This is a genomic window from Leptospira ryugenii, from assembly GCF_003114855.1.
GTDB lineage: Bacteria > Spirochaetota > Leptospiria > Leptospirales > Leptospiraceae > Leptospira_A > Leptospira_A ryugenii.
The window spans coordinates 1-25,518 of record NZ_BFBB01000004.1 but is presented as its reverse complement, the minus strand read 5'-3'; the positions used below and the strand labels follow the sequence as shown (position 1 = coordinate 25,518).

At 41.1% G+C, this 25,518-nt stretch carries 20 protein-coding genes; 15 read left to right on the top strand and 5 right to left on the bottom strand.

The genetic code is table 11. The annotated features are described in order from the left end of the window. Positions 1–62: 62 nt before the first annotated feature. Positions 63–407: a hypothetical protein gene (locus DI060_RS08485; protein ID WP_108975807.1), complete on the top strand. Its 345-nt coding sequence runs from the start codon at positions 63–65 to the stop codon at positions 405–407. Here DI060_RS08485 and DI060_RS08480 read toward each other — a convergent pair. Together DI060_RS08480 and DI060_RS08475 are read right to left on the bottom strand one after the other, a co-directional pair. Then, positions 315–1,166, bottom strand: coding sequence for a glycosyltransferase family 2 protein (locus DI060_RS08480; RefSeq protein ID WP_108975805.1), 852 nt, complete (start codon positions 1,164–1,166; stop codon positions 315–317). The two genes, DI060_RS08485 and DI060_RS08480, sit on opposite strands and share 93 nt — an antisense overlap. Before the next feature lie 5 nt (positions 1,167–1,171). Continuing rightward, a complete protein-coding gene (locus tag DI060_RS08475; RefSeq protein ID WP_209452012.1) occupies positions 1,172–1,867 on the bottom strand; it encodes a histidine kinase in 696 nt (231 codons plus the stop codon). A gap of 130 nt (positions 1,868–1,997) precedes the next feature. Here DI060_RS08475 and DI060_RS08470 point away from each other — a divergent pair, with 130 nt between their 5' ends. The 7 genes from DI060_RS08470 to DI060_RS08440 are packed head-to-tail and all read left to right on the top strand — an operon-like array spanning position 1,998 to position 12,598. Further along, positions 1,998–3,329 carry a hypothetical protein gene (locus tag DI060_RS08470; protein WP_108975803.1) on the top strand — a complete coding sequence of 444 codons (1,332 nt, stop codon included), beginning with the start codon at positions 1,998–2,000 and terminating at the stop codon, positions 3,327–3,329. A gap of 9 nt (positions 3,330–3,338) precedes the next feature. Further along, positions 3,339–4,511: a S1 RNA-binding domain-containing protein gene (locus tag DI060_RS08465; RefSeq protein WP_108975801.1), complete on the top strand. Its 1,173-nt coding sequence runs from the start codon at positions 3,339–3,341 to the stop codon at positions 4,509–4,511. A gap of 1 nt (position 4,512) precedes the next feature. Continuing rightward, positions 4,513–4,974: a tRNA (cytidine(34)-2'-O)-methyltransferase gene (locus DI060_RS08460; RefSeq protein WP_108975799.1), complete on the top strand. Its 462-nt coding sequence runs from the start codon at positions 4,513–4,515 to the stop codon at positions 4,972–4,974. Positions 4,975–5,029: 55 nt separating this feature from the next. After that, positions 5,030–5,695, top strand: coding sequence for an ATP-binding protein (locus DI060_RS08455; RefSeq protein WP_108975797.1), 666 nt, complete (start codon positions 5,030–5,032; stop codon positions 5,693–5,695). A gap of 5 nt (positions 5,696–5,700) precedes the next feature. Then, positions 5,701–7,701, top strand: coding sequence for an excinuclease ABC subunit UvrB (gene uvrB, locus DI060_RS08450; RefSeq protein ID WP_108975794.1), 2,001 nt, complete (start codon positions 5,701–5,703; stop codon positions 7,699–7,701). Positions 7,702–7,760: 59 nt separating this feature from the next. Then, on the top strand, positions 7,761–10,142 hold the full coding sequence (lon, locus tag DI060_RS08445) for an endopeptidase La (RefSeq protein WP_108975792.1): 2,382 nt from the start codon (positions 7,761–7,763) through the stop codon (positions 10,140–10,142). Next, a complete protein-coding gene (locus DI060_RS08440; RefSeq protein WP_108975790.1) occupies positions 10,139–12,598 on the top strand; it encodes a transglycosylase domain-containing protein in 2,460 nt (819 codons plus the stop codon). The genes lon and DI060_RS08440 overlap by 4 nt, the downstream gene beginning before the upstream one ends. On the opposite strand, the gene DI060_RS08435 is transcribed toward DI060_RS08440, so the two are convergent. Next, positions 12,564–14,015 carry an ABC transporter substrate-binding protein gene (locus DI060_RS08435; protein WP_244594326.1) on the bottom strand — a complete coding sequence of 484 codons (1,452 nt, stop codon included), beginning with the start codon at positions 14,013–14,015 and terminating at the stop codon, positions 12,564–12,566. The genes DI060_RS08440 and DI060_RS08435 overlap by 35 nt on opposite strands. On the opposite strand from DI060_RS08435, the gene DI060_RS08430 reads away from it, so the two are divergent. Then, complete coding sequence (locus DI060_RS08430) at positions 13,988–15,877, top strand: ABC transporter ATP-binding protein (RefSeq protein WP_108975786.1); 1,890 nt, start codon at positions 13,988–13,990, stop codon at positions 15,875–15,877. The genes DI060_RS08435 and DI060_RS08430 overlap by 28 nt on opposite strands. On the opposite strand, the gene DI060_RS08425 is transcribed toward DI060_RS08430, so the two are convergent. Next, on the bottom strand, positions 15,874–16,311 hold the full coding sequence (locus tag DI060_RS08425) for a zinc ribbon domain-containing protein (protein ID WP_244594325.1): 438 nt from the start codon (positions 16,309–16,311) through the stop codon (positions 15,874–15,876). The two genes, DI060_RS08430 and DI060_RS08425, sit on opposite strands and share 4 nt — an antisense overlap. Positions 16,312–16,349: 38 nt before the next feature. Between DI060_RS08425 and DI060_RS08420 the strand changes: the two genes are divergently transcribed. The 5 genes from DI060_RS08420 to DI060_RS08400 all read left to right on the top strand — a co-directional run bounded on the left by DI060_RS08420 (position 16,350) and on the right by DI060_RS08400 (position 23,058). Beyond that, positions 16,350–17,855: a succinate CoA transferase gene (locus DI060_RS08420; RefSeq protein ID WP_108975784.1), complete on the top strand. Its 1,506-nt coding sequence runs from the start codon at positions 16,350–16,352 to the stop codon at positions 17,853–17,855. 40 nt (positions 17,856–17,895) lie between these two features. After that, positions 17,896–18,162 carry a metal-sensitive transcriptional regulator gene (locus DI060_RS08415; RefSeq protein WP_108975782.1) on the top strand — a complete coding sequence of 89 codons (267 nt, stop codon included), beginning with the start codon at positions 17,896–17,898 and terminating at the stop codon, positions 18,160–18,162. Positions 18,163–18,249: 87 nt separating this feature from the next. Then, positions 18,250–18,477: a YgaP-like transmembrane domain gene (locus DI060_RS08410; RefSeq protein ID WP_108975780.1), complete on the top strand. Its 228-nt coding sequence runs from the start codon at positions 18,250–18,252 to the stop codon at positions 18,475–18,477. A gap of 2 nt (positions 18,478–18,479) precedes the next feature. Beyond that, a complete protein-coding gene (locus tag DI060_RS08405) occupies positions 18,480–19,892 on the top strand; it encodes a TolC family protein (RefSeq protein ID WP_108975778.1) in 1,413 nt (470 codons plus the stop codon). Next, positions 19,870–23,058: an efflux RND transporter permease subunit gene (locus DI060_RS08400; protein WP_108975776.1), complete on the top strand. Its 3,189-nt coding sequence runs from the start codon at positions 19,870–19,872 to the stop codon at positions 23,056–23,058. Before DI060_RS08405 ends, DI060_RS08400 begins: the two co-directional genes overlap by 23 nt. A 54-nt stretch (positions 23,059–23,112) precedes the next feature. Here the strand turns inward: DI060_RS08400 and DI060_RS08395 are convergent, their stop codons facing one another. Further along, complete coding sequence (locus tag DI060_RS08395) at positions 23,113–23,919, bottom strand: hypothetical protein (RefSeq protein WP_108975774.1); 807 nt, start codon at positions 23,917–23,919, stop codon at positions 23,113–23,115. 228 nt (positions 23,920–24,147) lie between these two features. Here DI060_RS08395 and DI060_RS08390 point away from each other — a divergent pair. Next, positions 24,148–25,518, top strand: a 1,371-nt coding sequence (locus DI060_RS08390; protein ID WP_135355022.1) for a TIGR04388 family protein, incomplete at its 3' end; no start/stop codon positions are given.

Sequence of the window (25,518 nt, the reverse complement as noted above, 5' to 3'; positions counted from 1 at the left end):
TTTTTTATCTAATGGACTTCCTACTGAACTTCCGAAAATGGGTATAGACAGGAAAGAGAATTATGTTATTTACACCGCTTGCTGCTCCTTCTGAGCCATGGACCATACTCGTTGACATTTTATTCTTTTTTCTCGCCTCTGCTGCTTGTGCCTATTACTTTTATTACTACAAACGAAGGGACCTACTGGGAAAATTTTGGGGCTCTACCCTTGTTGCTGGCATTGGGGCGCTCATTGTATTTGCCACCTTACAAACTTATATACGAGATATCATTATGTGGCTCATGAGCCCAAAGATTGGCTCCACTCAGCTCTCAAATGTGAATTTGGTTGCCATCTTCCTTGGCGGTTTCATCGCCCTCTACATTATGAACCGGATCAATCATAACAAAGAAAGACGAGATTGAAGGGTCTTTCCCTTTTTCATACAGTTTTAAATATTTTAAAAAATTATAATAAAAGCCTAAGGTTGCAAGGACAAAACCCTCTTTGCCATCCAAGATACCCAATCGTATCCAATACATATAGAATGCTTTGAAGAATCCTTTCCCAAAAGCCCAAAGGATTCCACTGCGTTTTCCTTTTCGAAATTCTTCTTCTGCAAACAGACTGGAATATCGATCAATGAATCGCAAATGATCTGAAATATTTTTGTATGAATAGTGGTGTAAAGGGTGGCTTAATTTTTGGGGAGTTCTTTCCAATTGAACCCTTTCATGCACGAGACCACCACCAAACTTGCCTTTGTCCTTTTGAAACAATCGCAATTGATAATTGGGATAAAATCCACTATAACGAATCCAGGTACCCATATAGTTGGTAAGTCTGGGAATTAAAAATCCAGCACTATCCTCTAGTTTGTGGGAAGAAGAAAAAAGCTGAATGATCTCTTCTCGTAAACCGTCTGATACAACTTCATCCGCATCCAGAGCAAGGACCCACTCGTATTTTGTATGAGCCAAAGCATAATTTTTCTGGTTGGCATAGGTATCAAATTTACGATGCAAAATCTTAGCGGGAAATGAGGATGCAATATGTAAGGTCTTATCCGTTGAGCCAGAATCGACTATAACAATGTCTTCAATAAAGGAGAGTGCTTTTAGAGTCCGTTCTAAATTATCTTCTTCATTGAGAGTTATGATCGTCGCGGAGAGAGGAAGGAGCATCTAATTTATAATTTTTTTTCCCTTACGGAAGTAAAGCTTTTTGAGAGTGGGATTTCCAGTCGAGCAATGGTAGAATCTTCACCTATGATAATACGAAAGTAATTGGGGTCTATACCCTCACCCTTTAACATAATTAAGATGAGCGCAAGTCCAAGTCCCGCACCTTCTGTATTGTCTGCATTGTCTAAATAGAATTGAGCAATGTCATCATAGGACATTCCTTTTTCCAATCTTTCTCGTATTGCCTTCTCTTCTTGTTTGGCAATGGGAGTATTGTTGATAACTTCTATTGTGATGCCATGTTCATTAAACTTAAAGTTGATTAAACAATAGTATCCCTTACGTCTAGCCTTTGCCCCAAACTCAGAAGACATGACTTCAGAAAACATTTGTCTATACTCGTTTACTCCTTTGGAATACTCTTCTGGGTTTTGGAAGGAATAACCACGTTCTTCGAAAAAAACTCTTTTTTGGTTCGCCTTGCAGGCATTAATGGCAAGTTCTTTGATGATGGTATACAGGGTAGGCACTAGGGTAGGGTATGTCAGCCGATCTAAAATCAACTCCACTGCTTGTTTAATGTGGTCTTCTACCGATTTGGAAATGCGATGGGTTTTTAAGGAAAGAATCTTCCCGTTTTCCACATGGAGCTTAATGTGGTCAGAAATCTCGCTTGTTTCCTTTCCCATACCATAAATCATTTAAATTCTGGTCTCATTGTCAAGGTACAATGACCTATTCATTATGAAAAACAGAGCTTTCTTCCTTTTGTTATTCTCCCTTTATATATCGGTTGGAGGTAGTACGGTTCTTCTCTCTCAATCATTGAAAATGAAATCAGTAAGAGTCTGGAGTTCCGAAACAAAAAGTTTTGGTTCAATAAGCGACATAGAAGTGCAAGAAGGGAGAATCAAAGTGATTTCGCAGGCCAAACAAAGCCAAGGAGAGAGCATTCGTTATCTCCTGCCTGGGTTTTGCGATGCCTCTGTTTCCCTCGCGAACAATGCACGTGGTGGAGAATCAAACCGAGAAACAATCGCCGTCCAATTGACCTCTCACTTAAGTTCAGGTTTTAGCCATATTCTCTCCGTAGGGGACCCCAATCTCAAACGGCTCCAAGAGGAGATCCAGAAAGGTAGAATGTTTGGTCCCTACCTCATCCAAAGCCAAAGGCCTCTTCTCTTGGGATCGCATATCCCAAATGAAAAAAAAGAAACCAAATTGTACAGAGAGTTTTCCGAAAGAGAGGAATCCAAATGGAGCCAATGGATTGAACCGGACAGGGCAAATTTTTTTCCCATTTTCCTAAAAAGGCATCGTGAGGATTCCTTTCCCAAACGCGATCTCTACCGGATCCGAGTCTGGGCGGAACGGAAGGGACTTGTTCCCATTGTATACTCCTTTGTTGATCCCTTGGCCTGGCAGGATGCTTTGGACAGTGGCTACCCAGTTGTCTTCCATGCAATGACAAGAGAGACAGACCTCCCAGAACTCCAAACTAGGAATTACCTTTGGGCTCCTTTGTTTGCCTTGAGCCGAGCCCAATCATGGAAAGAAAATCCAAAGGCCATCCGCCAAACTCTCCAATCCTTTTCTGAGCTCCAAACGCAGAGCCATCAAAAATTGGTAGAGCCATTTCTTTTGGGTCTCAGCTCGGATGATACGTCCAGCGAAAGCGAAGCCGATCCTTTTATGGGTTTGGGAGTGCCCTTCCAAGGCTTTCCTGAGGAGAGGCTTCTCTTTGCCAGTGGCACGGGGAACTATGCACTCTTTCCGGGAACAGCTGCCCTTTGGGAAGCAGACATCTGGCTCCGCTGGAAAGAGGAAAGGAGAAGAGAGGATGAGCTAGATCCGCCAGAGGAAAGTTCCCATTTCTTTGACCGCATATTCTTTTGGTCTTCTCCCAAGAGGATCCGAAAAACCCATCGAGATCCTAACAGCCGTCAGGAGGAGAGAATCCAACTCCTCGAAACTCTTAGCAAAAGGACCTGTCGTTTTTTAAAAGCAGACCATGGCGGAGAAATTAAGGTAGGAGGTCCTGCCCATTTTTCTGTGCATACAGAGAATCCTTTGAAGAGCCGAATGGGAATATTTAAAATTGAATCCATGGTATTGGCTGGAAAGCTGGTTTATACACCCAAAACAAAATCCTCAAAAAAGTAGGTAAGACGAATGAAAGCGAATCAAAAACCGGCGAATGAATTTGACCGACTTTTAGAAGAGAGTTTTAAAAAACGAAAGTCGATCGAACCCGGCTCCCTCCATGAGGCAAAGGTAAGCTCTGTCAAAAGTGATTATATTTTTATAAAAACGATCCACTCCAATGTTTTAGGAAATGTGTCAGCAGAAGAATGGAAAGAGGAGACACCTCCTAAACCGGGGGATACACTTTCCGTATACTTTTTAGAAGAAGATTCTGGGGATTATTATTTTACCACTTGTTTGGTTGGAGAGGCCTTAACAGAAAAAAACCTCCAAATTGCCGAAAGATCAGAAATACCAGTTCTTGGGCAGGTAGCACAAGAGGTGAACGGCGGTTATGAGGTAAAGTTAGGTTCTTACTTAGCCTTTGTTCCATTTTCGCAGATTGACATTGAATGGAAAGGAAAAGATCTCTCTGGTAAACGATTCAAATTTATCATCACTGAAATCAACCAAAAGTCTTCCAAGGTCATTCTATCTCAAAAAAAGATCAGTGACAAAGACAGAGATGCCAAAAAACGGATATTAGTTGGAGAGCTCAAAGTAGGGAGCTTTGTTACGGTCAAAGTCAAATCAATACATAAATTTGGATTGATTGTGGACATGGATGGTTTTGATGCATTGGTACCTTCAAGTGAAGCAAGCTTTCGCAAAAATGTTGATTTAGAAAAAGAATTCAAAGTGGGAGAAAGTCTACGGGCTAAGGTGCTGTCTTTACAATGGGAAGAGGGTAAATTCTCATTGAGTGTGAAAGACTTCTTACAAGATCCTTGGTCACAAAAAGTGCCTTTTCGGGAAACAGATATTGTTTCTGGTACGGTAGAATCGATTAAACCATTCGGTATGTTTGTAAAATTAAACGAAGACTTTGTGGGACTAGTTCCCAATAAAGAAACAGGGGTTCCTCAGCGAACTCCCGTTAATACGGTGTTTAGTCCTGGACAAAAAGTGGAGGTCTTCGTGCTTGAAATCAATCCAGAAAAGAAGCAAATTGCTCTATCCATTTCTAAAGCCAAGGAAACACAAGATAGAATGGAGTACCAACAGTATCTTAAAGAGGAACCAAGTTCTAGTTCCGTTTCAAGCTTCGGACTTTTGTTGAAACAATCCTTGGAAAAAAAGAACCAAAAATCTGGGAAGTGATTTGGAAGTCGCACTTTTCGAACCAGAAATCCCTCCCAATACTGGAAATATCGCGAGGCTTTGTGTCAATGCTGGCGTTCCCATGTCCATTATTGGTGAACCTGCTTTCGACCTTTCCGAAAAAGCGGTGAGACGGGCCGGTCTCGACTATTGGGACCAATTGCAACTCTCTCGGTATTCTGGTTTTTCCGAGTTCTTCGAAAGCAAAAAGAACCAAGAGAAGCGCATCTTTCTCATTTCCAAATTTGGAACCAAGACATATTGGGATGTAAACTTCCAAAAGGGGGATGTTTTGGTATTTGGAAAGGAGACGAGTGGACTGCCCGTTGCGGTCCGCGAGGCTCACCCAGCGGAACAAGTTCTTTCCATTCCAATGGCGGCTGGCTCTCGGTCGATCAACCTCTCCAACTCAGTTGCCATAGTGCTTTATGAAGCGCTGCGCCAAACGTTTCGGTCTTCTTAAAGCATCCATATAAAACAATTTACAAGTCTTTCATTCTCGTTGGAATGGGAATAATATGCCATTCCCTCTTTCCCAGAATGAGTTAGAAAAGGAAATCAAATCTCTTTTTTCTTGTGGCCTCGCTGGGAACGCCAAAGATTTTCTCTCTTGGGTTCAAATGGAAGTCCAAAGAAAGTTCAAAGAACTCCCAGACACCAAGTTAGAAGCCATCCAAAGCTATCTTGACCATTTAGAAAAGGCCGGGGAAATCCAAACAAACCCTCTCGACCCACGTGAATACCTTTTAGCCGAGAAATCAACGCTCACCAAAAAGGTTGGGAATTCAGAAACCTTTGTTCTTTTGGGTGCCTTGCACTTTAACCCTATGCAATATGTGCGAGCACGTTTGGATTACTTTCTCAAAATGAACAAAATTGACGAAGATATGCGTATGGATCTCTGTATTGCTACCGTAGAAGCAGTAGAAAACGCAGCTAAGTATGGTGATGGAATGAATGTTGAAGTCATATTCCAAATTGACAAAAACAAAGTATTCTCCCTAGAAATGATCAATACAGTAAAAGACTTCAATCTGGAGGATGATATCCAAAGAGGAAAGTTTTCATCAACTGCTACTTTGATGCGTGGAATGATGGTGATGCAAAAGCTCTTTGACACTGTTGATTTAGATATCATTGACAATCGGAAACAAGCTCACTTACGAGCAACTCGCAAACTCTAAGCTATATGGCAAAGTTCAAAATGGTTTCGCCTTTCCAAGCGGCAGGAGACCAAGTCCAGGCGATTGAACAGATTGCCTCCGCCTACCAATCAGGAAAAAACAAAGTTACACTCGTAGGAGTCACCGGATCAGGAAAGACTTTCACTATGGGACAAGTCATAGAAAGAGTTGGCAAACCAACTTTGATTCTTTCACACAACAAGACATTGGCAGCACAGCTCTTCAGAGAATTTAAAGAGTTTTTCCCTGAAAACGCTGTTGAATACTTTGTTTCTTATTACGATTACTACCAACCAGAAGCGTACGTTCCGTCCTCGGATACCTTTATCGAGAAAGACATGTCTATGAATGAGGAGATTGACAAACTTCGTTTACGTGCAACGTCCAGCCTTCTAGAGAGGGATGATGTCATCATCGTAAGTTCAGTATCCTGCATTTATGGTTTAGGATCACCAGAAGATTACATGAATTCTGTGGTGATGCTCAAAGTAGGCGAAAAAATAGACAGAGACCAAATTGTTCGTAAGTTTCTCCAGATACAATACAATCGAAACGATATAGACTTCAGTAGAGGGAATTTTCGGGTGAGAGGGGATTCCATTGAGATCATGCCATCTTACCAAGAAGAGGGGATTCGGATTGAACTATTTGGTGATGATGTAGAAAGTCTCGCAAAAATCGATCCTATTACGGGAAAGGTAAAGCTAAAATTAGATAGAGCTGTCATTTATCCCGCCAAACACTTTATTACCTCTGGGCCAAAAGTCAAAGATGCCATCGTTAAAATCAAAGAAGAGATGGCAGCACAAAAAGCCAAATTTTTAGAGATGGGAAAACACCTGGAAGCCGAGAGGATAGAATCAAGAACCAATTATGATATGGAAATGTTGGCAGAACTTGGTTATTGTTCAGGCATAGAAAACTATTCACGCCATTTAACAGGGAGAAACGAAGGAGATCGGCCAGCTTGTTTAATCGATTATTTTCGTGAACAAGATTTTTTACTCATTGTTGACGAGTCTCATGTTACGCTTCCACAAGTAGGTGGTATGTATGCAGGAGATAGATCTAGAAAACAAACTCTTGTTGATTTTGGATTTCGACTTCCCAGTGCTCTCGACAATCGACCTTTAAATTTTACAGAATTTGAAAGTATGACGCCACGTACTCTATACGTATCTGCAACACCCGATGATACGGAAATCCAAAAGAGTGAAATGGTAGTCGAACAAATCATTCGTCCGACAGGTTTATTGGATCCCGAAGTTGAAGTACGCCCAACCACCAACCAAATTGAAGACCTCTTACAAGAAATCCATTTGAGGATTGAAAAAAAAGAAAGAGTTTTGATCACCACTCTTACAAAAAAGATGTCGGAGGATCTGACCGATTATTACAAAGAAGTGGGTCTAAAAATCGCGTATTTGCATTCTGAAATAGATACCATTGAAAGGGTCGAAATTATCCGAGATCTGAGAAAGGGAGTTTATGACTGTTTGGTGGGGATCAATCTTTTAAGAGAAGGTTTGGATATACCTGAAGTTTCTCTTGTTGCTATTTTGGATGCAGATAAGGAAGGATTCCTTCGAAATTTCAAGTCCTTAATCCAAACCATTGGACGAGCTGCAAGAAACGTTCATGGTAAGGCCATTCTATATGCGGATCGAATGACCGATTCTATGAAACGAGCCATCTTCGAAACCGAGCGTAGGCGCCAGATCCAAGAAGAACACAACAATAAATTTGGCATTACACCAACGACGGTATTAAAAGAGATTCATGATATTCTTCCTCGAGAGATGGCCGAGGAAAATGAACAAGAAGAAGCCTTGGTTCTCATTGAAAAAGAATTCACTTTAAAAAAATATAAAACCAAAGACCGACTACGAGAAGCCTTAAAAAAGGAAATGTTACGATTTGCTTCGAACATGGATTTTGAAAAGGCAGCTTTATTTAGAGACAAGATGTTATCTCTCGGTCCAGAAAGTATTGAAAATAAAAAGTAAAGTGTTTGCCATTCGGATTTTCTATTTTATTCTAAATTGAAATCTTTGAGGAGTTAGCATTGGATCAAAATGATTCTTGGGAAAGTCCCACCAAATTGGCACGAATTGAAGATGCCCTACCTAAACAAATTTTCCTTTTACCTATCAAGGTAAGACCTGTTTTCCCTGGTATCATTACACCTTTAATTGTCCCTCCGGGTAGATTTATATCCTCTATCGAGGAAACAAGTAAAGGTGCTGGCTTTATAGGTCTCATTTTATTAAAAAAAGATGATTCTGATGAGCCCTCAGAAACTAACATCTATCAGGTTGGGATAGTTGCTAGGATATTGAAAAAGGTTAACCTACCGGATGGCGGAATCAATATCTTAGTCAATACTATCCAAAGATTTAAAATTGAATCAATAACGCAGACTGAACCATGGTTGATTGCGGACGTTTCGTATCCTGAAGAAGAATTAGGAACTTCCAAAAATAATATAAAGGCTTTGATGAGAACTCTTGTGATCCTCACTAAAGAACTCTCTCAAAACAACCCATTGTTTACAGAAGATATGAAACTCACCATGTTGAATGTAAATGAACCGGGTAAAATGTCTGATTTTGTTTGCTCTATATTAAATCTTGAAAAAGAAGACTACCAAAGTGTTATTGAAGCTCTCACTTTAAATGATCGCCTTGAAAAGGTCCTCTTGTTTCTCAAAAAAGAAATCGATCTAGTTTTGTTGCAGAAAAAAATCCAAGACCAGATCAACGATAAAATCGATAACCAACAAAGACAATTTTTTCTTAGAGAACAGTTAAAAGCTATCCAACAAGAATTAGGCTTAGGCGAAGAGAAGCAAGAAGCCAAGTATGACAAGTTATTAGATCGATTGAAGGCTATTCCTGTCTCTTCCGAAGTTTTAAAAGAAGTAGAGCGAGAGGTAGAGAAGATTAAAAATACGGATCCCATGAGTAGCGATTACAATGTGATCCGCAATTATTTGGATCTTATCGAGGCACTTCCCTGGGAAGCACCGAAGCCAAAAGAAATCAACCTCCTCCATGCAAAAAAAATCTTAAACCGCGATCATTATAAATTAGAGGATGTAAAGGAAAGGATTTTAGAATACTTAGCTGTGAGAAAACTCAATCCCAAGTCCAGAGGATCTATCTTATGTTTGGTGGGGCCACCAGGTGTTGGCAAAACATCCATAGCGAAATCTGTTGCTGAGGCACTTGGGAAAAAGTATTATCGATTTTCTGTGGGTGGAATGCGGGACGAGGCAGAGATCAAAGGCCATAGACGAACCTATATTGGTGCTATGCCAGGCAAATTGATAAACGCATTAAAAATCACAAAAGAGAGGGATCCTGTCATTCTATTGGACGAGATTGACAAAATGTCGCAAGGGTTCCAAGGGGACCCACAAGCTGCTCTACTTGAAGTTCTTGATCCAGAACAGAATGCAAGTTTTAGGGATCACTATTTGGACCTACCGTTCGATTTGTCCGATGTTTTCTTTTTGGCAACTGCCAATACCTATGAACCGATACCAAGAGTTTTATTAGATCGAATGGAAGTCATCCAGCTATCAGGTTACATCGCGGAAGAGAAAGTACAAATTTTTGAAAAGTATCTCTGGAAAAAAACCTTTGAAAAAAATGGTCTGAATCCAAATCAATTTTCCATGAAGAAAGAAACCATCTTACATTTGATCAATTCCTACTCAAGGGAATCTGGTTTACGTGGTTTAGAAAAGCAATTTGATAAACTTGTAAGAAAAATAGCCCTCAAACAGGTATTAAAAGAGAAGTACGCAAAGGAAATCAAAGAAAAAGATATATTAGAACTTTTGGGCGCACCAATTTTTACAGACGACCGTATGGTGACTCCAAAAGTTCCGGGCACAGCACTAGGATTGGCTTGGACAAGTGCTGGTGGGTCTACCCTTTTGATAGAAGCTGTATTTGTCACTGGTAAAGGTGGGATATTGTTGACTGGGCAGATGGGCAAGATGATGGAAGAATCAGCAAATATTGCTCTCTCTTTTATTAAAAATTATTTAGCAGATGATAAAATTTTTGAAAATAAATCTATCCACTTACACGTGCCAGATGGTGCCACTCCAAAGGATGGCCCAAGTGCAGGTATAACAATGGCAACAGCTCTACTTTCTTTAGCGAGAGGACAAGTTGTTCGGCCTGGATTTGGTATGACCGGAGAGTTGACGCTCACGGGAGAAGTTTTGCCGATAGGTGGGCTCCGCGAAAAAATCGTCGCTGCAAAACGAGTCGGTGTAAAGCAAATCATCTATCCCAAAGACAATGAGAAAGCTTTTTTAGAGATTCCTGATTATGTGAAAAAAGGTGTAAAATTTTTTCCAGTCTCACACTTCTCTGAAGTTGCTGCCTTGGTATTACCAAAAGAGAAAAAAGGAAAAGGTAAAAAACGATGATCAGAAATGACCATACTGCTTTCTTAGTATTGAAAGCCATTGCAGACCATCTTCGAGATTTTCTCATTATTCTCTGGAACAAAAGACAAACAATCCTACTCTTCTCTATCTTCTTCTTTATCTTTCTTCTGCTCTTTTTTACTGGAGGAGCCTATGTTGTGTGGTCTGGTGAGAGAGCAAGGGTGGAAAAGTCACTGGAAAAGTATAGATCGGAAGTCTCAAATTTTTATGATAGCTTTCAACCTAAATCGATCAAAATTTTAGATAGAAGTGGAACAGTTATCGGTGAATTCTATCGTCGCAATTTCCGCCCAATTCGTACGGATAATTTGAGTAAAAACAACATCATCATTTGGTCTCTCCTTTCCTCTGAAGATAGAGAGTTTTTTAATCATTCAGGTGTAAACTATTCCGCTATCATTAGAGCAGTCCTCACCAATTTGGTCCAATTTAGGCTATCGCAAGGTGGATCCACAATCACCCAGCAGCTATCAAAGCTTACATTAAATTTAGGTCGGCGCAATTTATTCAACAAGATCACGGAACTTTACTGCACCTTCTACATCGAAAGCCAATTTTCTAAAGAAGAAATTTTGGCAATGTATTTGAATCAAATATTTCTTGGAGAAGGCAATACTGGCGTAGAGGAAGCGGCAAGGTATTATTTTAGAAAACCAGCTTCTGAACTTACAGCAGAGGAAGCCGCTATGTTAGTGGGTATCATACCTGCTCCTTCCGTCTATAATCCAATTCGGAATTTAGGTATCGCATTGAATCGCCAAAAACGTGTTCTGTATGATATGGCAAGAAATCCAGAGCTCCATCCAGCACCGAAAGAAATTCCAAAAAAATTCAATGACCAGATCGAAGTTAACATAAAAAAATTCCGCAGCATTTATAAGGTGAAGGAATTTAAAGATGATGATGGAAATCCTCGTTATACGAGTGAAATAGGTAAATATGGTGCTGACAAAGATTTCCGAATCAACCTTGCGCCTGACTTTAATACCGAAATACGGCGTTTTGTTTTAGACACCTTTTCTGAAGAGGATTTAGAGGAGAGAGGTCTAGTAGTATATTCTACTCTAGATCTAGAAAAACAGAGAATGGCAGAAGATGCCTTACGAATTGGGATTGATGGCGTACGTTCTGAACTAAGTAAGGAAGAGAGAGAGTATTCCTCCAAAGGTAAATCAGATCTTTCGGAGCTAACTAAAACTATTCTTCCTCAGATGACCGGATCCTTTATCTCTTTAGATCCTGAAACGGGTGATATTGAGGCTCTAGTAGGAGGTTATAAGATTTCAAATAGCTTTCGTTTCAATAGAGCAGAGGAAGCTAGGCGCCAGCCCGGAAGTACGATCAAGGCATTGGTCTATGCCTTGGCTTTTGAGAAACGAATTGTAAATCCTTCCTCCAAAATCAAAGATGAAAAGTTGGATATATCTGGATATTCTCCCAAGAATTGGTACAAAGGATATCGCGGAGATATGACCGTACGAACTGCACTTGCGCAATCTGTAAATACAGTCTCAGTTAAACTATTGGATCAAATAGGTATCAACTATTTCCTATCAAAATTATCTTCTATCCTATTTTTGCCAGAAGATGAAGTGAAGTCAAGGTTCCAAAAGAACCTTTCGCTTGCTTTAGGATCGGGAGAGCTGTCGCCTATGGAGCTTGCTACGATTTATGCTACCTTATTGAATGGGGGAAGGAGAGTTGTTCCGCGAAAGATTATCAAAATTACGGATCTAGACGGAAATGAATTTTACCAATCGCCGACCAATGAAGCCACCGAACAGATATTAGATCCGGTTGCCTGCGCTATGGCAGTCAACACCCTAGAATCTGTTTTAACCGAGGAAGGGACAATGAATGTAAAAAAGATATCAGGCGAACCAAATCTTTTTGCCGGCAAAACAGGAACTGTCCAAAGTCCAAAAGTAAAGAAGAGTCGTTGGGCTGGCTTAAAAGGTGTGCGGGATGTTTGGTTTGCTGGTTTTGCCCCACGGAACGTAACAGTCGTTTGGGTAGGGCATGATGAAGGTGCTCCTTTTCCTGGATCTGGATCAGGTGTGGCTGGCGGTATTTGGATCAAATTCATTCAAAATGTGAAAACTCGCTTTGGTTTTGGAAATCGATTGATTACTCCCTTTGTGGGAGATTTCGTAAAAGTGGATGTGTGTGCCGATGATGGTACACTCTTAGAAAACACCCCAACGTATATTTGTAAGATGCCTCTTTATCAACAATATTACTATATAGGAGATTTACCTCCTAAGCGAGATGGATTTTCTAAAGTAGAAACCATCCAGCCTCCTACAGCAAACGAAGGTCAATCCGAGAATACGGAATACAATGAATCAGGGGAACGTGTCAGTCCTGTGACACCTGATGCTGTGGAGTTGGAACCACCCATTATAGATAATCCGAAAGCATTGGGAACTGAATAAATTTGTCTGAGATGAGATAGTTTTCTTGTAAAGACCAAAGAAAGATCCAAGGCGCTTCATTTTCGATGATGCCAATGATTTGTTTTGCCATCTTGAGATCTTTTTTTTCATCCAATAGTTTTGTAAGCGCCGCATTTTTGTAGTGTGCTCGGTTTCCAGAATTCCCCAATTTTTGATCATGAAACAAAGGGTCCAAAAAATTCCAAATCGAGGGATAGTCAGAATACCATGTGAGGAGTGTGAGATCTCCTTTGCCCTCCCCATTTTCTTTGTAGAGGGGAGCTTTTTCCATTCCCTTAATTTGTACATTCAATCCTAGTGATTTGAGTGCCTCTACGATTGCCCGACCTTTTGTTTGGTTTTCATCATCCGCTCTCATTCTAAATTCTATTTTCTGGTCCAAAATATTTGGGTAACACTTTGAACTCTTTAAATATGCATTTGCTTTCTCGGTATCAAAGAAATAGACCGAGGTTCTTTTTTCTTTGAATACTTCTTCATAAAAAGGCAAAGGGATAGATGACACAATGGGATCAGCTTTATTATATAATAATTTTTCTATGATAAATTCTCTAGGTATGGCATAGTTGAGTGCCTTTCTAAAGGCTAGATCAAAACAAGGATTGTTATGATTGATGGCAACATATTGTATGGATCGGCCTCGCTTTGAGAGGCTATGTTTTTCATCTGCAATCTCAAGATTTAGCATAAAGTCAGACAGCTTAAACGCATCTAACATTTGTTTTTTGTAAAGAAATAAGGACGTAGTCGATTGAGGTAGTATTTGTAGTCTCACACTTTCTGGTAGTGAATTGTTTTCTTCCTTACGTTTGAGATCTAAATATTCATTTTTTTTCCACTCAGTCACTTCATAGTCACCAAAAGAAGAGAAAAGAGAAGAGCCGAGCGCATTTTCTTTAAGAATGGCTGCAAAAGGGAGAGCTAATTTTTCTTTTACCTCCCACTCCTTGGCTTGGGAGTCGATGTACAAGGAAACCTCTCTTTCGCCTTTTACGATTACGGAATGCAAAAACTTATAGTCTGCAACGCGAGGAGAATTAGAAGAAAGTAGCCTTTCCAAACTGTATTGAACATCTTTCGCTCGCAAACCATGTTTTTCTTGCAAACGTAAATGCCAAACTTGCTCGCCTTTCGTAACGTAAACTCTCTCTTCCTCTACTAAATCCTTGTTTACCTTGGCTCCCTGGAACTTGTACAGATGGGAATAAAGAAACCGTGAAATCTTTTGGCTAGAAAGATCGGTTGCCAAAAGGGGATCGAGGCTTGGAGGGTCCGTAGGGAGTGCAATCATCAGCTGCTTAGGATTGGGCTCTTTTTGGCAAAAAGTGAGGGACAAGAGAAGCAAAACTAAGGAAATAGTACCCATCCGTGAAGATTTATAAAAAACTCTGGCCATACTTAGTCCGATACAAATACAGACTTACCATCGGAGTTTTTCTCTCTATTTTTGTCTCTATCTTTAATGGTGTTTCGCTCACTTCTCTCATTCCTATTTTTGATTCCTTGGGCTCGAGTGAGAATTATAAATTCCAATTGGCCTTAACCAAAGCAGACCAAGAATTTCTAAAAAAACAAGAATCGGAAGTAGTTCCCTATACTTTGGAATGGGGAAAGTTTTATTTCGCCAGAACCAAATCCTATATCAACCAAGAGCTCGCCAAACGAACACCTGATGAGCTGGTCTATCTTTTTTGTTTGATCATCATACCTATCTATCTTTTGAAGATGATCTGTTTGGCGGGCACTATCTATTTCGTAAATTCTGCAGGCTTGCTTTCCGTTAGAGACCTTCGGATGGCTTTGTATCTTAAGCTCCAAGACCTTCCTTTAAATGACTTTCTCAGAGAAAAGACAGGAATCTTAATGAGTAGGATCATCAACGATGTGGATACAGTAGGAAAGGTTGTTTCCAATGATTTGAAAGATGCGATCAATGATTTTTTTTCCATCCTCATCCATCTAGCGATTCTTTTGATCCTAAGTTGGGAATTGTTTTTTTTGATTTTCATCGTCATTCCCTTTATATTAGGTCCAGTGAATACACTTGCGGAGAGAATTCGCAAATCGACAAAGAGCCAACAAGATCGGTTGTCCGCATTGAATGGTGATTTACAAGAAGTGATCAGTGGCATTCGGGTCATACGGGCTTTCTCTATGGAAGCACACGAGTCACAAAGATTCTTTGATGTTAATCATGACCTTTCTGAAAAAACTTTTAAGAATCATTTCTATCACCAGGTAGGACCCGCGATGGTAGAACTCTCTGGATCGATTGTGACGATGATTTTTTTAGGTATTGGAGCCTATCTCTTGGAAGACCCAGGTTTTTCTCGCGGAAAGTTTTTGGTTTTCTTTATCACACTCATTTTTCTAATGCGTCCTCTCAAACAAATGGGTATTCTCAATAATTTGGTGCAGGCATCTGCTTCTGCGGGAGAGCGTGTCTTTGAGATACTGAACCGTGAAAGTGATATCAAAGAAGCACCTAATAGTGTCTCACTTGGCCCACTTGGCAAAGAAATCCTCTACCAAAATGTATCGTATGTATACCCAGGGACAGAAAAGTATGCTTTACGCTCACTCAATCTTAGGATCCCGAAAGGTGGTACCATCGCCATTGTGGGTTCGTCTGGTGCCGGAAAATCAACTCTCATTGATCTATTGCCACGACTTATAGACCCGACGGAAGGAGCGATTCTTTGGGATGGAGTTGATGCACGCCAATTAAAAATTGGAAATCTCAGGAGAAGAATTGGCGTAGTTAGTCAAAATATATTTCTTTTTAATGGAACGATTCGAGAGAACATTTCGTACGGAAAACCTGAGGCAAGTGAAGAAGAAATTCGTAAGGCAGCAGACGATGCTTTTGCCACAGAGTTTATAGAATCATTTGAAGAAGGGTTTGATACAATTGTGGGCGAAAGGGGAGTGATGCTCAGTGGTGGCCAAAGACAAAGGATTTCCATCGCAAGAACTCTTTTGGCAGATCCTGAGGTTTTAGTCTTGGATGAAGCAACGAGTGCACTCGATACCGAATCGGAAAGATTGATCCAACAAGCATTTGTTAGGCTCTATCACAACAAAACTGTCATCATCATCGCACATAGACTTTCTACAGTCAAAATTGCTGATACTATCTATTATATAGAGGATGGAGAAATCAAAGAATCGGGTAGCCACCAAGATTTATTGGCGATTCCCGATTCAAAATACAAACGATTGTATGATTTACAATTCCAAGTAACGAATTCTACCTAAGCGTATCGAGAGGCTCCGCACTCTGGGCAAAATTTTGCATTGGGTAGTTTTGTGTAGGCACCACATTGTTGGCATTGCCATCCTTCGATGATCTTTACAGGAACGGTTTCTAAAGTGCTGTTTACCATTTGCTCTTTACTAGTTTCCAATGACTCAAGCTCACCTAACAAAGGTAATGAATTTGACTTAAACTCTTCCTCTGTTATTTTACCGGAGGAAAAATCACTCCTTAGGTCTTTTAAACTATCGAGTAGATTTTCGCGCTTTTGGAGATAGGGTTGGAGGTATTCGGATTCATCTTTTCTGAAAGGAGAACCTTCACCTTGCCCTCGCAAATAGAATACCAAAAACGGTAGGATCAGAATCATTCCAAAAAGCAAAAAATAAAAATAGAGAAGAAAATCCATATGCTCAAGGATTTTCGACTTTTTCATTTCATGCAATCTATTTCTCTATACTCAGAGGAAACCAAATGCCCGTTACGAATCCTTTCATTGAATCAAAATTAAAAACAGCCGATGAAATTGCCCTTCTTCTGCCCCGCGAAGTGACCATCGGAGCCTCAGGCTTTACTCCGGCTGGATACCCCAAAGTGATTCCGAAAGCATTTGCAAAACGGATAGAATCAGAGTCGAGTAAGACCTTTTCCATCAATCTATATGCTGGTGCCTCGACAGGTGAAGAGTTGGACGGAGTGCTCGCAAAAACAGGAGCTTTACGATTAAGAATCCCTTATCAATCCAACTCATATCTAAGAAATCTCATCAACACGGGTAAGACGGATTTCATCGACATGCACCTTTCCCATGTCGTAAAGTACATTGAGCACGGTTTGTTGCCTGAAATTGATGTGGCCATTGTTGAGGCAATTGATGTGAGCTCGGATGGAAAGATCTATTTAACAACCTCTTCCGGAATGAGTGCTACGTACCTTAAGGCTGCAAAAGAAATCTATATAGAACTAACAGATATCCATCCAATTGAACTCAAAGGGTATCATGATATTTATTTGCCTGACCACCATAGCAAAGGATTGGCGATACCTATCCATAACGTTGAGGATAGGGTAGGACTTCCGTACATCCAAGTGCCCTTAGAAAAAATCAAAGGGATTGTCCGCACTTCGGTTCCAGATGCTGCTGTAGAATTCAAAGCGCCGGACTCCGATTGTTTGCAAATAGCTGAACATGTTCTTTCATTTTTGCAACATGAAATCAAAAAAGGAAGGATTCCTAAAGAATACCTACCTTTCCAAAATGGAGTTGGAAACATTGCCAATGCTGTTCTTGGAAGTATGGCTAAGGATTCCTCCTTCCATGAAATCCAAATGTATACAGAAGTTTTGCAAGACTCCGTATTTGATTTGATTGATGCAGGTAAACTCACAGTTGCTTCCACATCTGCCTTAACCTTCTCTCAAAAAGGACTCAAACGATTCCATGAGAATATTGGTGAGTGGAAATCAAAATTTATTATACGACCTCAAGAGATCAGTAACCACCCAGAGGTAATTAGGCGCTTGGGTCTCATCGCGATGAATACGGCACTGGAAGTCGATATCTATGGCAATGTGAATTCTACTCATGTGATGGGCACATCGATGATGAATGGGATTGGAGGGTCTGGAGACTTTACTAGAAATTCCCATCTTTCCATATTTATGACTCCTTCACTTGCCAAGAAGGGAGATATTTCTGCCATCGTTCCCTTTGTATCCCATGTAGACCACAATGAACATTCCACTATGATCATTGTAACAGAACAAGGATTAGCTGACCTTAGAGCTTGCCCTCCCAAAAAGAGAGCCGAACTCATCATCCAAAAATGTGCGCACCCAAGTTACAGACCTTTATTGATGGAATATTTCGAAGATGCAGTCCAGAATTCCCCTGGCAAACATAGCCCCCATATTCTCTCAAAAGCCTTTAGCTTCCATGAACGGTTTATTGCTACCGGAAGTATGAAACCCCGGGCTTAAAAACACTTGACTAGAGAAATACCCCAGTGGGTATTTGCTTATGGTCACTTTAGAAGAAAAAACAAAACTCATCCACCGCCTCAATCGGATCCAAGGCCAGGTCGAGGCGATCAAACGTTCTATTCTGGAGGAGGAGAAAGACTGCGAAAAGGCCATCCTTCTTTTAAAAGCTGCAAACCAAGCAATGAAAAAGTTTGGTGAAGCCTATATCCAGGAGTATATGGCTTCTTGTTTCCAAGAAAAGAAAAACCAGGCCTCCATTGAATCCGATATCAAAAAAGCCATCAAAGCTGCCTTCTCACTCTAAGCCCTTAGCAATCAGAAAAATTTAGTTTACAAATATACCCCAAGGGGTATATTTGTTTTTGTTGTATATACTATAGGGGGTATGGTAATGTATTTGGCATCAACAAAAACATGGTATTTGGAGCGAGTGTTGTATCTCATCGCAGGGATTATGAGTCTTTTGGGAGTGAGCCTTGGTTTCTTTTTGAGCCCATGGGGCTTTCTTTTGAACGTACTCGTCGGGCTTAACTTAATCATATTTGCAAGTACAGGATTTTGTATCATGTCGGTCCTCTTGGCTCGATTGGGAATCCAAGCAAAATGTAGCAAGGAATGAGTATGAATCGGATCCTCTTTTTTAGTTTTTTCCTCTCCGCAGGAGTTTCACTTTCCGCTGAGGGGATATCATTTGCGGAAATTTGGAAAATGGTAGAAACACATTCCTACCAAAGAAAAGCAAAAACATTGGAAGCAAAGGCAGGCGAGCTGGCAAAAGAAAGAAGTGATCGACACTGGTTGCCCAGGATTTACACGGATGTGCGAACCTATCATACCAATGACCCAGCCTTAAACTTGTTGGGGAAACTTGGACAAAGACAGGCAAATGATGCAGATTTTTCAACCTCTTCCTCTCGTTTGCGACCCGGTAACTATCTAGATTCTTCTAACCAGCCTTATACGAATCTAAATTCAGATACCGCAAATATTTTTGCAAAGGATACTCTTAATTATCCTGGGTACAATACGTATTCAAGGGGGAGTCTGGGATTGGAATTTTCTCTCTATGAGGGGGGATCTTCAGAAGCCTATTCTAAACTCCAAGAAAAAAGATCGATAGGTTTACGTTGGGAAGTAGAGGCAATTAAGGATAGGGAGTTCGCCAACACAGCCCGCTATTACAGGGGGATACAATCCATCCAAGAGTTTTTGGCTCGCATAGATCAGATCAAAAAAACGGAAGCTCGTTTCCAATCTAGTTACCAATTGGCTAATCGAGGAAATCCTGTTGGATATTCAGGTTACTTAGCATTAAAATCATTAAAGAACCGTCTTCTGACAATGGAAAAGGAAAGCGCTGCACTTCTCTTGGAGTTTAAAGATAGCCTTTCTGTTTTGTCAGGATTATCAGCTCAAGAAATAAGTCCTATTCCTTCAGATCTATTTCCCTTTCTGGAGTCTGAGTTTCCTTACCTTCCTAACGAAGCTCAAACCAATGTTTCAAAAGCGATGGGGGCCTACACCGAGGGCGAAATCTTAAAATCAGATTTAGAGATGGCAAAGTTTCTTCCCAAAGTTGGTTTGTATTCTGAAGCGAATGCGTATAGCGGCGCAAGGAGTACCCAAACTGCATACAATGCTGGCGTATATGTTCAAATGAATTTATATAGCCCAAAGGAACTTGGTTCGGTGGAGGAGGCAAAATTAAATGCCGAAGCCGCAAAACAAAAATTTGCTGATCTCAAAGAGAAGGAGTTACATCTTCTAAAAATATTAAGAGCAAGGGAATCGAGTTTACGTGAATCATATGCTTTGGTAAAGGAATCCCTAAAAAACCAAGAAGAGCAAGTTTCCTACATGCAAAGGTTATTCCAATCAGGGGCAATCACTGCGATTCAGTTCGCTGAAGTGTTAAATCGGTCCGCAGATTTGGCAAAGGCACTATTAGATATCGAACTTAACTATTTATCAGTTCGAACAGAATTTCATCTGTTCCAAGAAGGAAAGTCCAATGAATCACTCACCAGAAATTAATCCAGGCTTTGCTGGGAAACTAGCCGATCTCTTTCTTTTCCATAAACTAACACCTTTGATTATTGTAGGTAGTTTGTTTTTAGGATTATTCTCTGTTTATTTAACACCAAAAGAAGAAGAGCCTCAAATCAGTGTGCCAATGATTGATATCCAGGTGGCTGCACCAGGATTTTCTCCGGAGGAGACAGAGAGGAAAGTAATTGAAGTGATCGAGAGAGCAGTGTGGGGATTGGAAGGAGTGGAATATGTTTACTCAACAAGTAAGTGGCATGGGGGACTCATCACAGTACGTTTTAAAGTAGGAGAACCCATTGAACCATCACTTGTGAAAATCCATCATAAACTAATGGAAACAAAGTCTGAGTTACCGAAGAACGTACAGGCGACAAATGTGCGATCTTTTTCCATTGATGATGTACCATTTTTGACATTAACATTTAGTTCAGACTCTTTAGATGATTATACTTTGCGGACACAGGTTGCGCCACTCGCAAGAGAACTATCTTCAACACCTGATTTAGCAAAGGTAGAAATGTTAGGTGGTAGAAAGAAAGTTGTCCGGGTGATTGTGAATCCAAAACAGATGAGCGCATTGGGAGTCACGCTACCCGAAATCGCTCAATCTTTGCAAACAAATGACTCTCTTTTGCCTGCGGGAAAGAACTGGTCTAAAGACACTGTCTATGATGTGGAAGTCGGGGGACAATTGAGGACTGTATCAGATGTTACAAAATTGCCAGTGGTCCAAAGGGGGGGAAGGGTCATCCGGATTTTGGATCTGGCTCAAGTGATTGAGGGTCCAGAAGAAAGGATGAGACAATCCTATTTGTTTGACAAAGAATTAGGAGGGAAGGCTCGCAACGCAGTGTCGATCGTCTTTGCAAAACGCAAAGGAACGAATGTCGTCCGTTTGGCGGATGATCTCTTGGAACGAGGCAATACATTTTTAAAACAATTACCACCTGGCATCAAAATGTCAGTAGTTAGAAATTATGGAAGTACTGCCGCAGATAAATCACATGAACTCATCGAACATTTGCTTATAGCTACTATCTCCGTAACCGTACTCATTGCACTTTGGATGGGTTGGCGTTCTGCCTTGGTTGTCGCGATCGCGATTCCAGTTACTTTGGCTCTGACTCTAGCCATTTATTACTTTATGGGCTACACTTTGAACAGGGTGACACTATTTGCCTTAATCTTTTCCATTGGGATCTTGGTTGATGATGCAATTGTCGTAGTCGAAAATATCGAAAGACACTTAAAAGAAAGCCCACATGTCGGAATCGTAAAAGCTACTCTTATGGGAGTATCGGAGGTTGGGAATCCCACAATACTTGCTACTTTTACAGTGATCGCCGCCATTTTACCTATGGCCTTTGTCCGTGGGCTTATGGGGCCCTATATGAAGCCAATACCAGTTGGTGCTAGTTTGGCGATGATCCTTTCCTTATTTGTTGCATTTATCATAACGCCATGGGCATCCGTAAAATTGCTCAAACATGAACATCCAAAAGAAGACACAGATACAAAGTCGTTGTCTCGACTAGACCAAACCTACATTCGCTTCATTACATGGCTATTAGGTGCAAAGAAAAATGCACTCTCATTTGGTCTTCTCATTCTAGTGTTACTTTTGTTTGGAATGGCCTTTGTCGCATTTAAAGCAGTGAAGGTAAAGATGCTTCCCTTTGATAACAAAGAGGAGTTTCAAGTTTTATTGGATTATCCCACAATGACGAGCAGAGAAAAAAGTTTGGATTTATCCCAAAGATTGATAGCCGACTTATTAAAGGAAGACGACATCATAAAGATACAACTCTTTGTTGGAGACCCTGCTCCTTTTTCCTTTTCGGGAATGGTCAAACATACCTTTTTACGGAAAGAAGAGTATCAGAATGATTTACAAATTGTTTTGAAACACAAAGCAGATCGAAAACGGTCAAGCCATGAAGTGATCGAATCTCTCCGTCCATTGCTTCACTCATTTAGTAAGGAACACAAGGTAGTGACAAAAGTTTTAGAAATTCCACCCGGGCCTCCAGTTCTTGCAACGATGGTTGCAGAAATCTATGGTCCAAGCGCAAAGGAAAGAGAAAAGGTCACTCGAGAGATCTTTGAGATCTTCCAAAAAGAACCGAGTGTTGTAGATCTAGATAGTTCACTTCGGAATGGCAGAAAAAAGATCATCTATCCTATCGATTCTGATAAGGCTGGTCTCTTTGGCATTCGGAGCCAGAGTGTATCGGTAACAGGACGGTATCTCTTCTCTGAATCTCCTCTAGTCAGTTTGAGCACAGCAGTGGAACCAGAAGAGGAAACGATAAATCTCTCGGTTTTGGATTCATTTCGTTCTTCCGAAACACCTTTCCAATACCAGAATTTACAGTCCATGGAAACTGGTGTAGTGTCAGCTAGTTCCGTGATGGGTAAAGAAAGAACCGAAGAAGACCGCGCTTTATTTCGAAAGAATTTAAAACCGGTGTCCTATGTTTTCAGTGAATTGTCTGGTTCTGAGGAGGCTCCTGTCTATGGCATGTTAAAACTTTCTCCTAAGATACAATATGAAACTCAAACAGCAGAAGTACCTTGGAATACACAATCTTCGATTGTTAAATGGGATGGCGAGTGGTTCATCACCTATGAAGTTTTCCGCGATCTAGGAGGAGCTTTTGCCGTTGTGATGGTATTTATTTATATTTTGGTCTTAGCTTGGTTCCGCAGTTATACGGTTCCGCTTGTAATCATGGCACCTATCCCCATCTCCCTTATCGGCATTTTGCCTGGGCATTGGATCTCTGGTGCTTACTTTACTGCTACTAGTATGATTGGTTTTATCGCAGGAGCTGGCATCATAGTTCGAAACTCTATCATTCTGGTGGATTTCATTGAAGCAGAAATTCAGAAAGGTCTACCCTTACATGAAGCCGTTATCCAAGCAGGACTCGTGCGATTTCGTCCGATGCTACTAACTGCCTCTGCGGTGGTGGTCGGTTCCTCCATTATGTTATTTGATCCCATCTTTCAGGGTTTAGCAGTCTCTTTGATCTTTGGTGAGCTTGCTGCTACCGTACTCAGTCGATTTGCAGTACCTGTGCTCTACTATTGGTTTGTAGGAAAGTCGAGAAAGAAGGAGCTTTACAGAGAGAATACAATCGCTGTCTAGGCATAAAAAAACCCGAACAAAGTGTTCGGGTTTTTTCGCAGAGAAAAAGAAATCTTATCGGTATCCTTCCGATTTGATTTGACCGTGGTCTAGGTAGAGTCCAGTAGATGATACGGAAGATGCTCTGAAGTGACCAGTGAACTGTGTGTAAGTTACATTGGAGTTGAATGGCCAGATGCCTTCACTTTGCGTGAGGGTAGTTTGGCATTTGTTCAAACCACCAGCTCTATTGTAGCCACAAGAAGAGTGGTAGGCAACAGCATAGTCGTCTTCACCTGGAAGGATGGCAGAAGCTCCAATGAGACCTTTGTAACCAGGGACGTGGAAGATACTAATGGATGCTGTGTTGTTGTGGTTGTAAGCACCTCTAGCAGTCCCTACGATCAAAGACTTGTCCATAGCGTTTCCACCAAATCCGAAGCTGATTCCATTAAGAGCAGAAGCAAGCTCAGAACCACCAGAAGCAGCCGCAAGTGCCGTCACGCGAGTGAGGTTAAATCCACGAGAGGATGCAGTGCCACCTAAATTAGCTAACCAGAACTCGATTGCGTAACAACCAGCGGAGTGGCAGACGATTTTGCAGGAGTTGGCTCCTTTGCAATAGGTAGTAAGACCAGTTGTGATGTTGGTTTGGGCGCGAGCAGAACCGTAGGTTCTTGGGTCTGTGGTTCCATCGTATCCGATGAAGATTCTAGAGCCAGATACAGTGTTGACTGAGGATCCCCAGTAGTTGTTCACGTCTGTTGTTCCGATTCCGTTGTGGTTGGAACCAGATTTTCCGTGGATGAATATGGTGTGAGTTTGCGCACTCAAGCTTGCCGAAACAAACAGTGCCGCAAGGGTAATAAGGATAGTTCGCATTTTCTTCTCCCGCTTTAGGTATATGCCTAAAGAAGACAAAAATGGCACAAATATGGCAAGAAATAAATTTTCTGAGGCAAAGATATTTTTTTAGTATAAGTACTAGAATTTACTTTAGGGAAATGGGAGGAGTTCCCTTTGGGATTTCCCTAAATTCCACCGAATTTTCTTGTTAGAGGCCCAAAGGAAGGCCTGGTCACCTTACCTTGAGATGGGGGTGGTCTTTTTATGTCTGTTAAGTGGTCTTATCGAACGCTATGTCTTTCATACGTACTTTCCTTCTTTGCGATCTGCATTTCCGTCCAGTCCCTCCTTTCCCAGGCCACCATCCCCACACTTTCCCTTCCAGATTACGAGAGTTTGCAGATGGCCGATGTCTATGGGCAAGCTTACTTTTCCCAGTCGTTAGCTTCTTGGTCTGCCCAAGTGGAGCACTACAAGGGCATCTTGCGAGCCAATTGGGAAGCAGCGGCCGACAATGCAATCTTTACCTATGTGGACTCGATCACCATCTCGGATAGCTTTAACGATGTAGATGCTTACAAAGACTATGTGGCACGAGAGCTCAGCTCACAGAAGTTAGAGGCTATGGGAACTTGGGAGGACCAGGCCAATTTAGATTTTTTAGAAAATTACAATGAGTTTGTTAGCCGCCTGCAAACAGGGAGACTCAATGAAAGTTACCTAAGCCGACTCATTTCTCAAAGTGAACTGAACTCACAAAATGCCCTCGCCCAAGACCAGAACGTACTCCTCAATTCCATCAACAATGCCAGGTCCCAGTGGGAGCAAATGATGTCAGAACAATACTACCAAGGCCAGTATGAGTTTATGACAGCCAAAAATGAGATAGAAGGGAAGTACCAAGACGTCTTATCCCAATTGGATGCGCAAGAGGCGATCTTCAATGACAATCTCCAGGAGATCAATAAATACAAAAAGGTTGTGGAAGGTGCCATCTCTTCCATGCTCACAGACTTTGAAGGCCAACTGGCAGAGGCCTGCACTCGGAGCCAAGACTGTGCCTACCGAACAGCCAACAACGGTGGTTTGAACAATGCGGGTGAAAAATTACAAGAATTCATAAACAAAATCCGAGCTAAGTTGAATGCGCCTGTGACTACGACAGAGTTTTATCTCACAGACCTTTCCGATGCTTTGAATACTTTTCTAAAAGGGGAATCCTCTCTTGCGGATTCAAACTTTATTAGACATAGAAATTTAACATACACTTACCAAAACACCTTGGATGCTTCCTCAAAGACGACTTCAGCCTATACATTTGATATTGGTAGTATGATTGCTGAGGTAAATTCTGGCAGCTTTGAGTTTTGGAGGGATAAACTCGGTCATGTCCGTTGGTATTCAGACAATAATTATGGAACACCGCAAGGTGGTTTTTCTACAGAACTGATAAGCTATATCTTTGGCAGAAACGAAACTGGAATCCGAGAATTTCTGAACCGAACACTTCGTCCGCAAGGCAGAGAGGTTGAGGGGAATGTATATTATAATGTGTATGCTAGGGATCTTGGAATGGCAAACAAAATCGATCCCTTTACTTGGACGGGGATACGTCACAATGACATAGACTGCGAC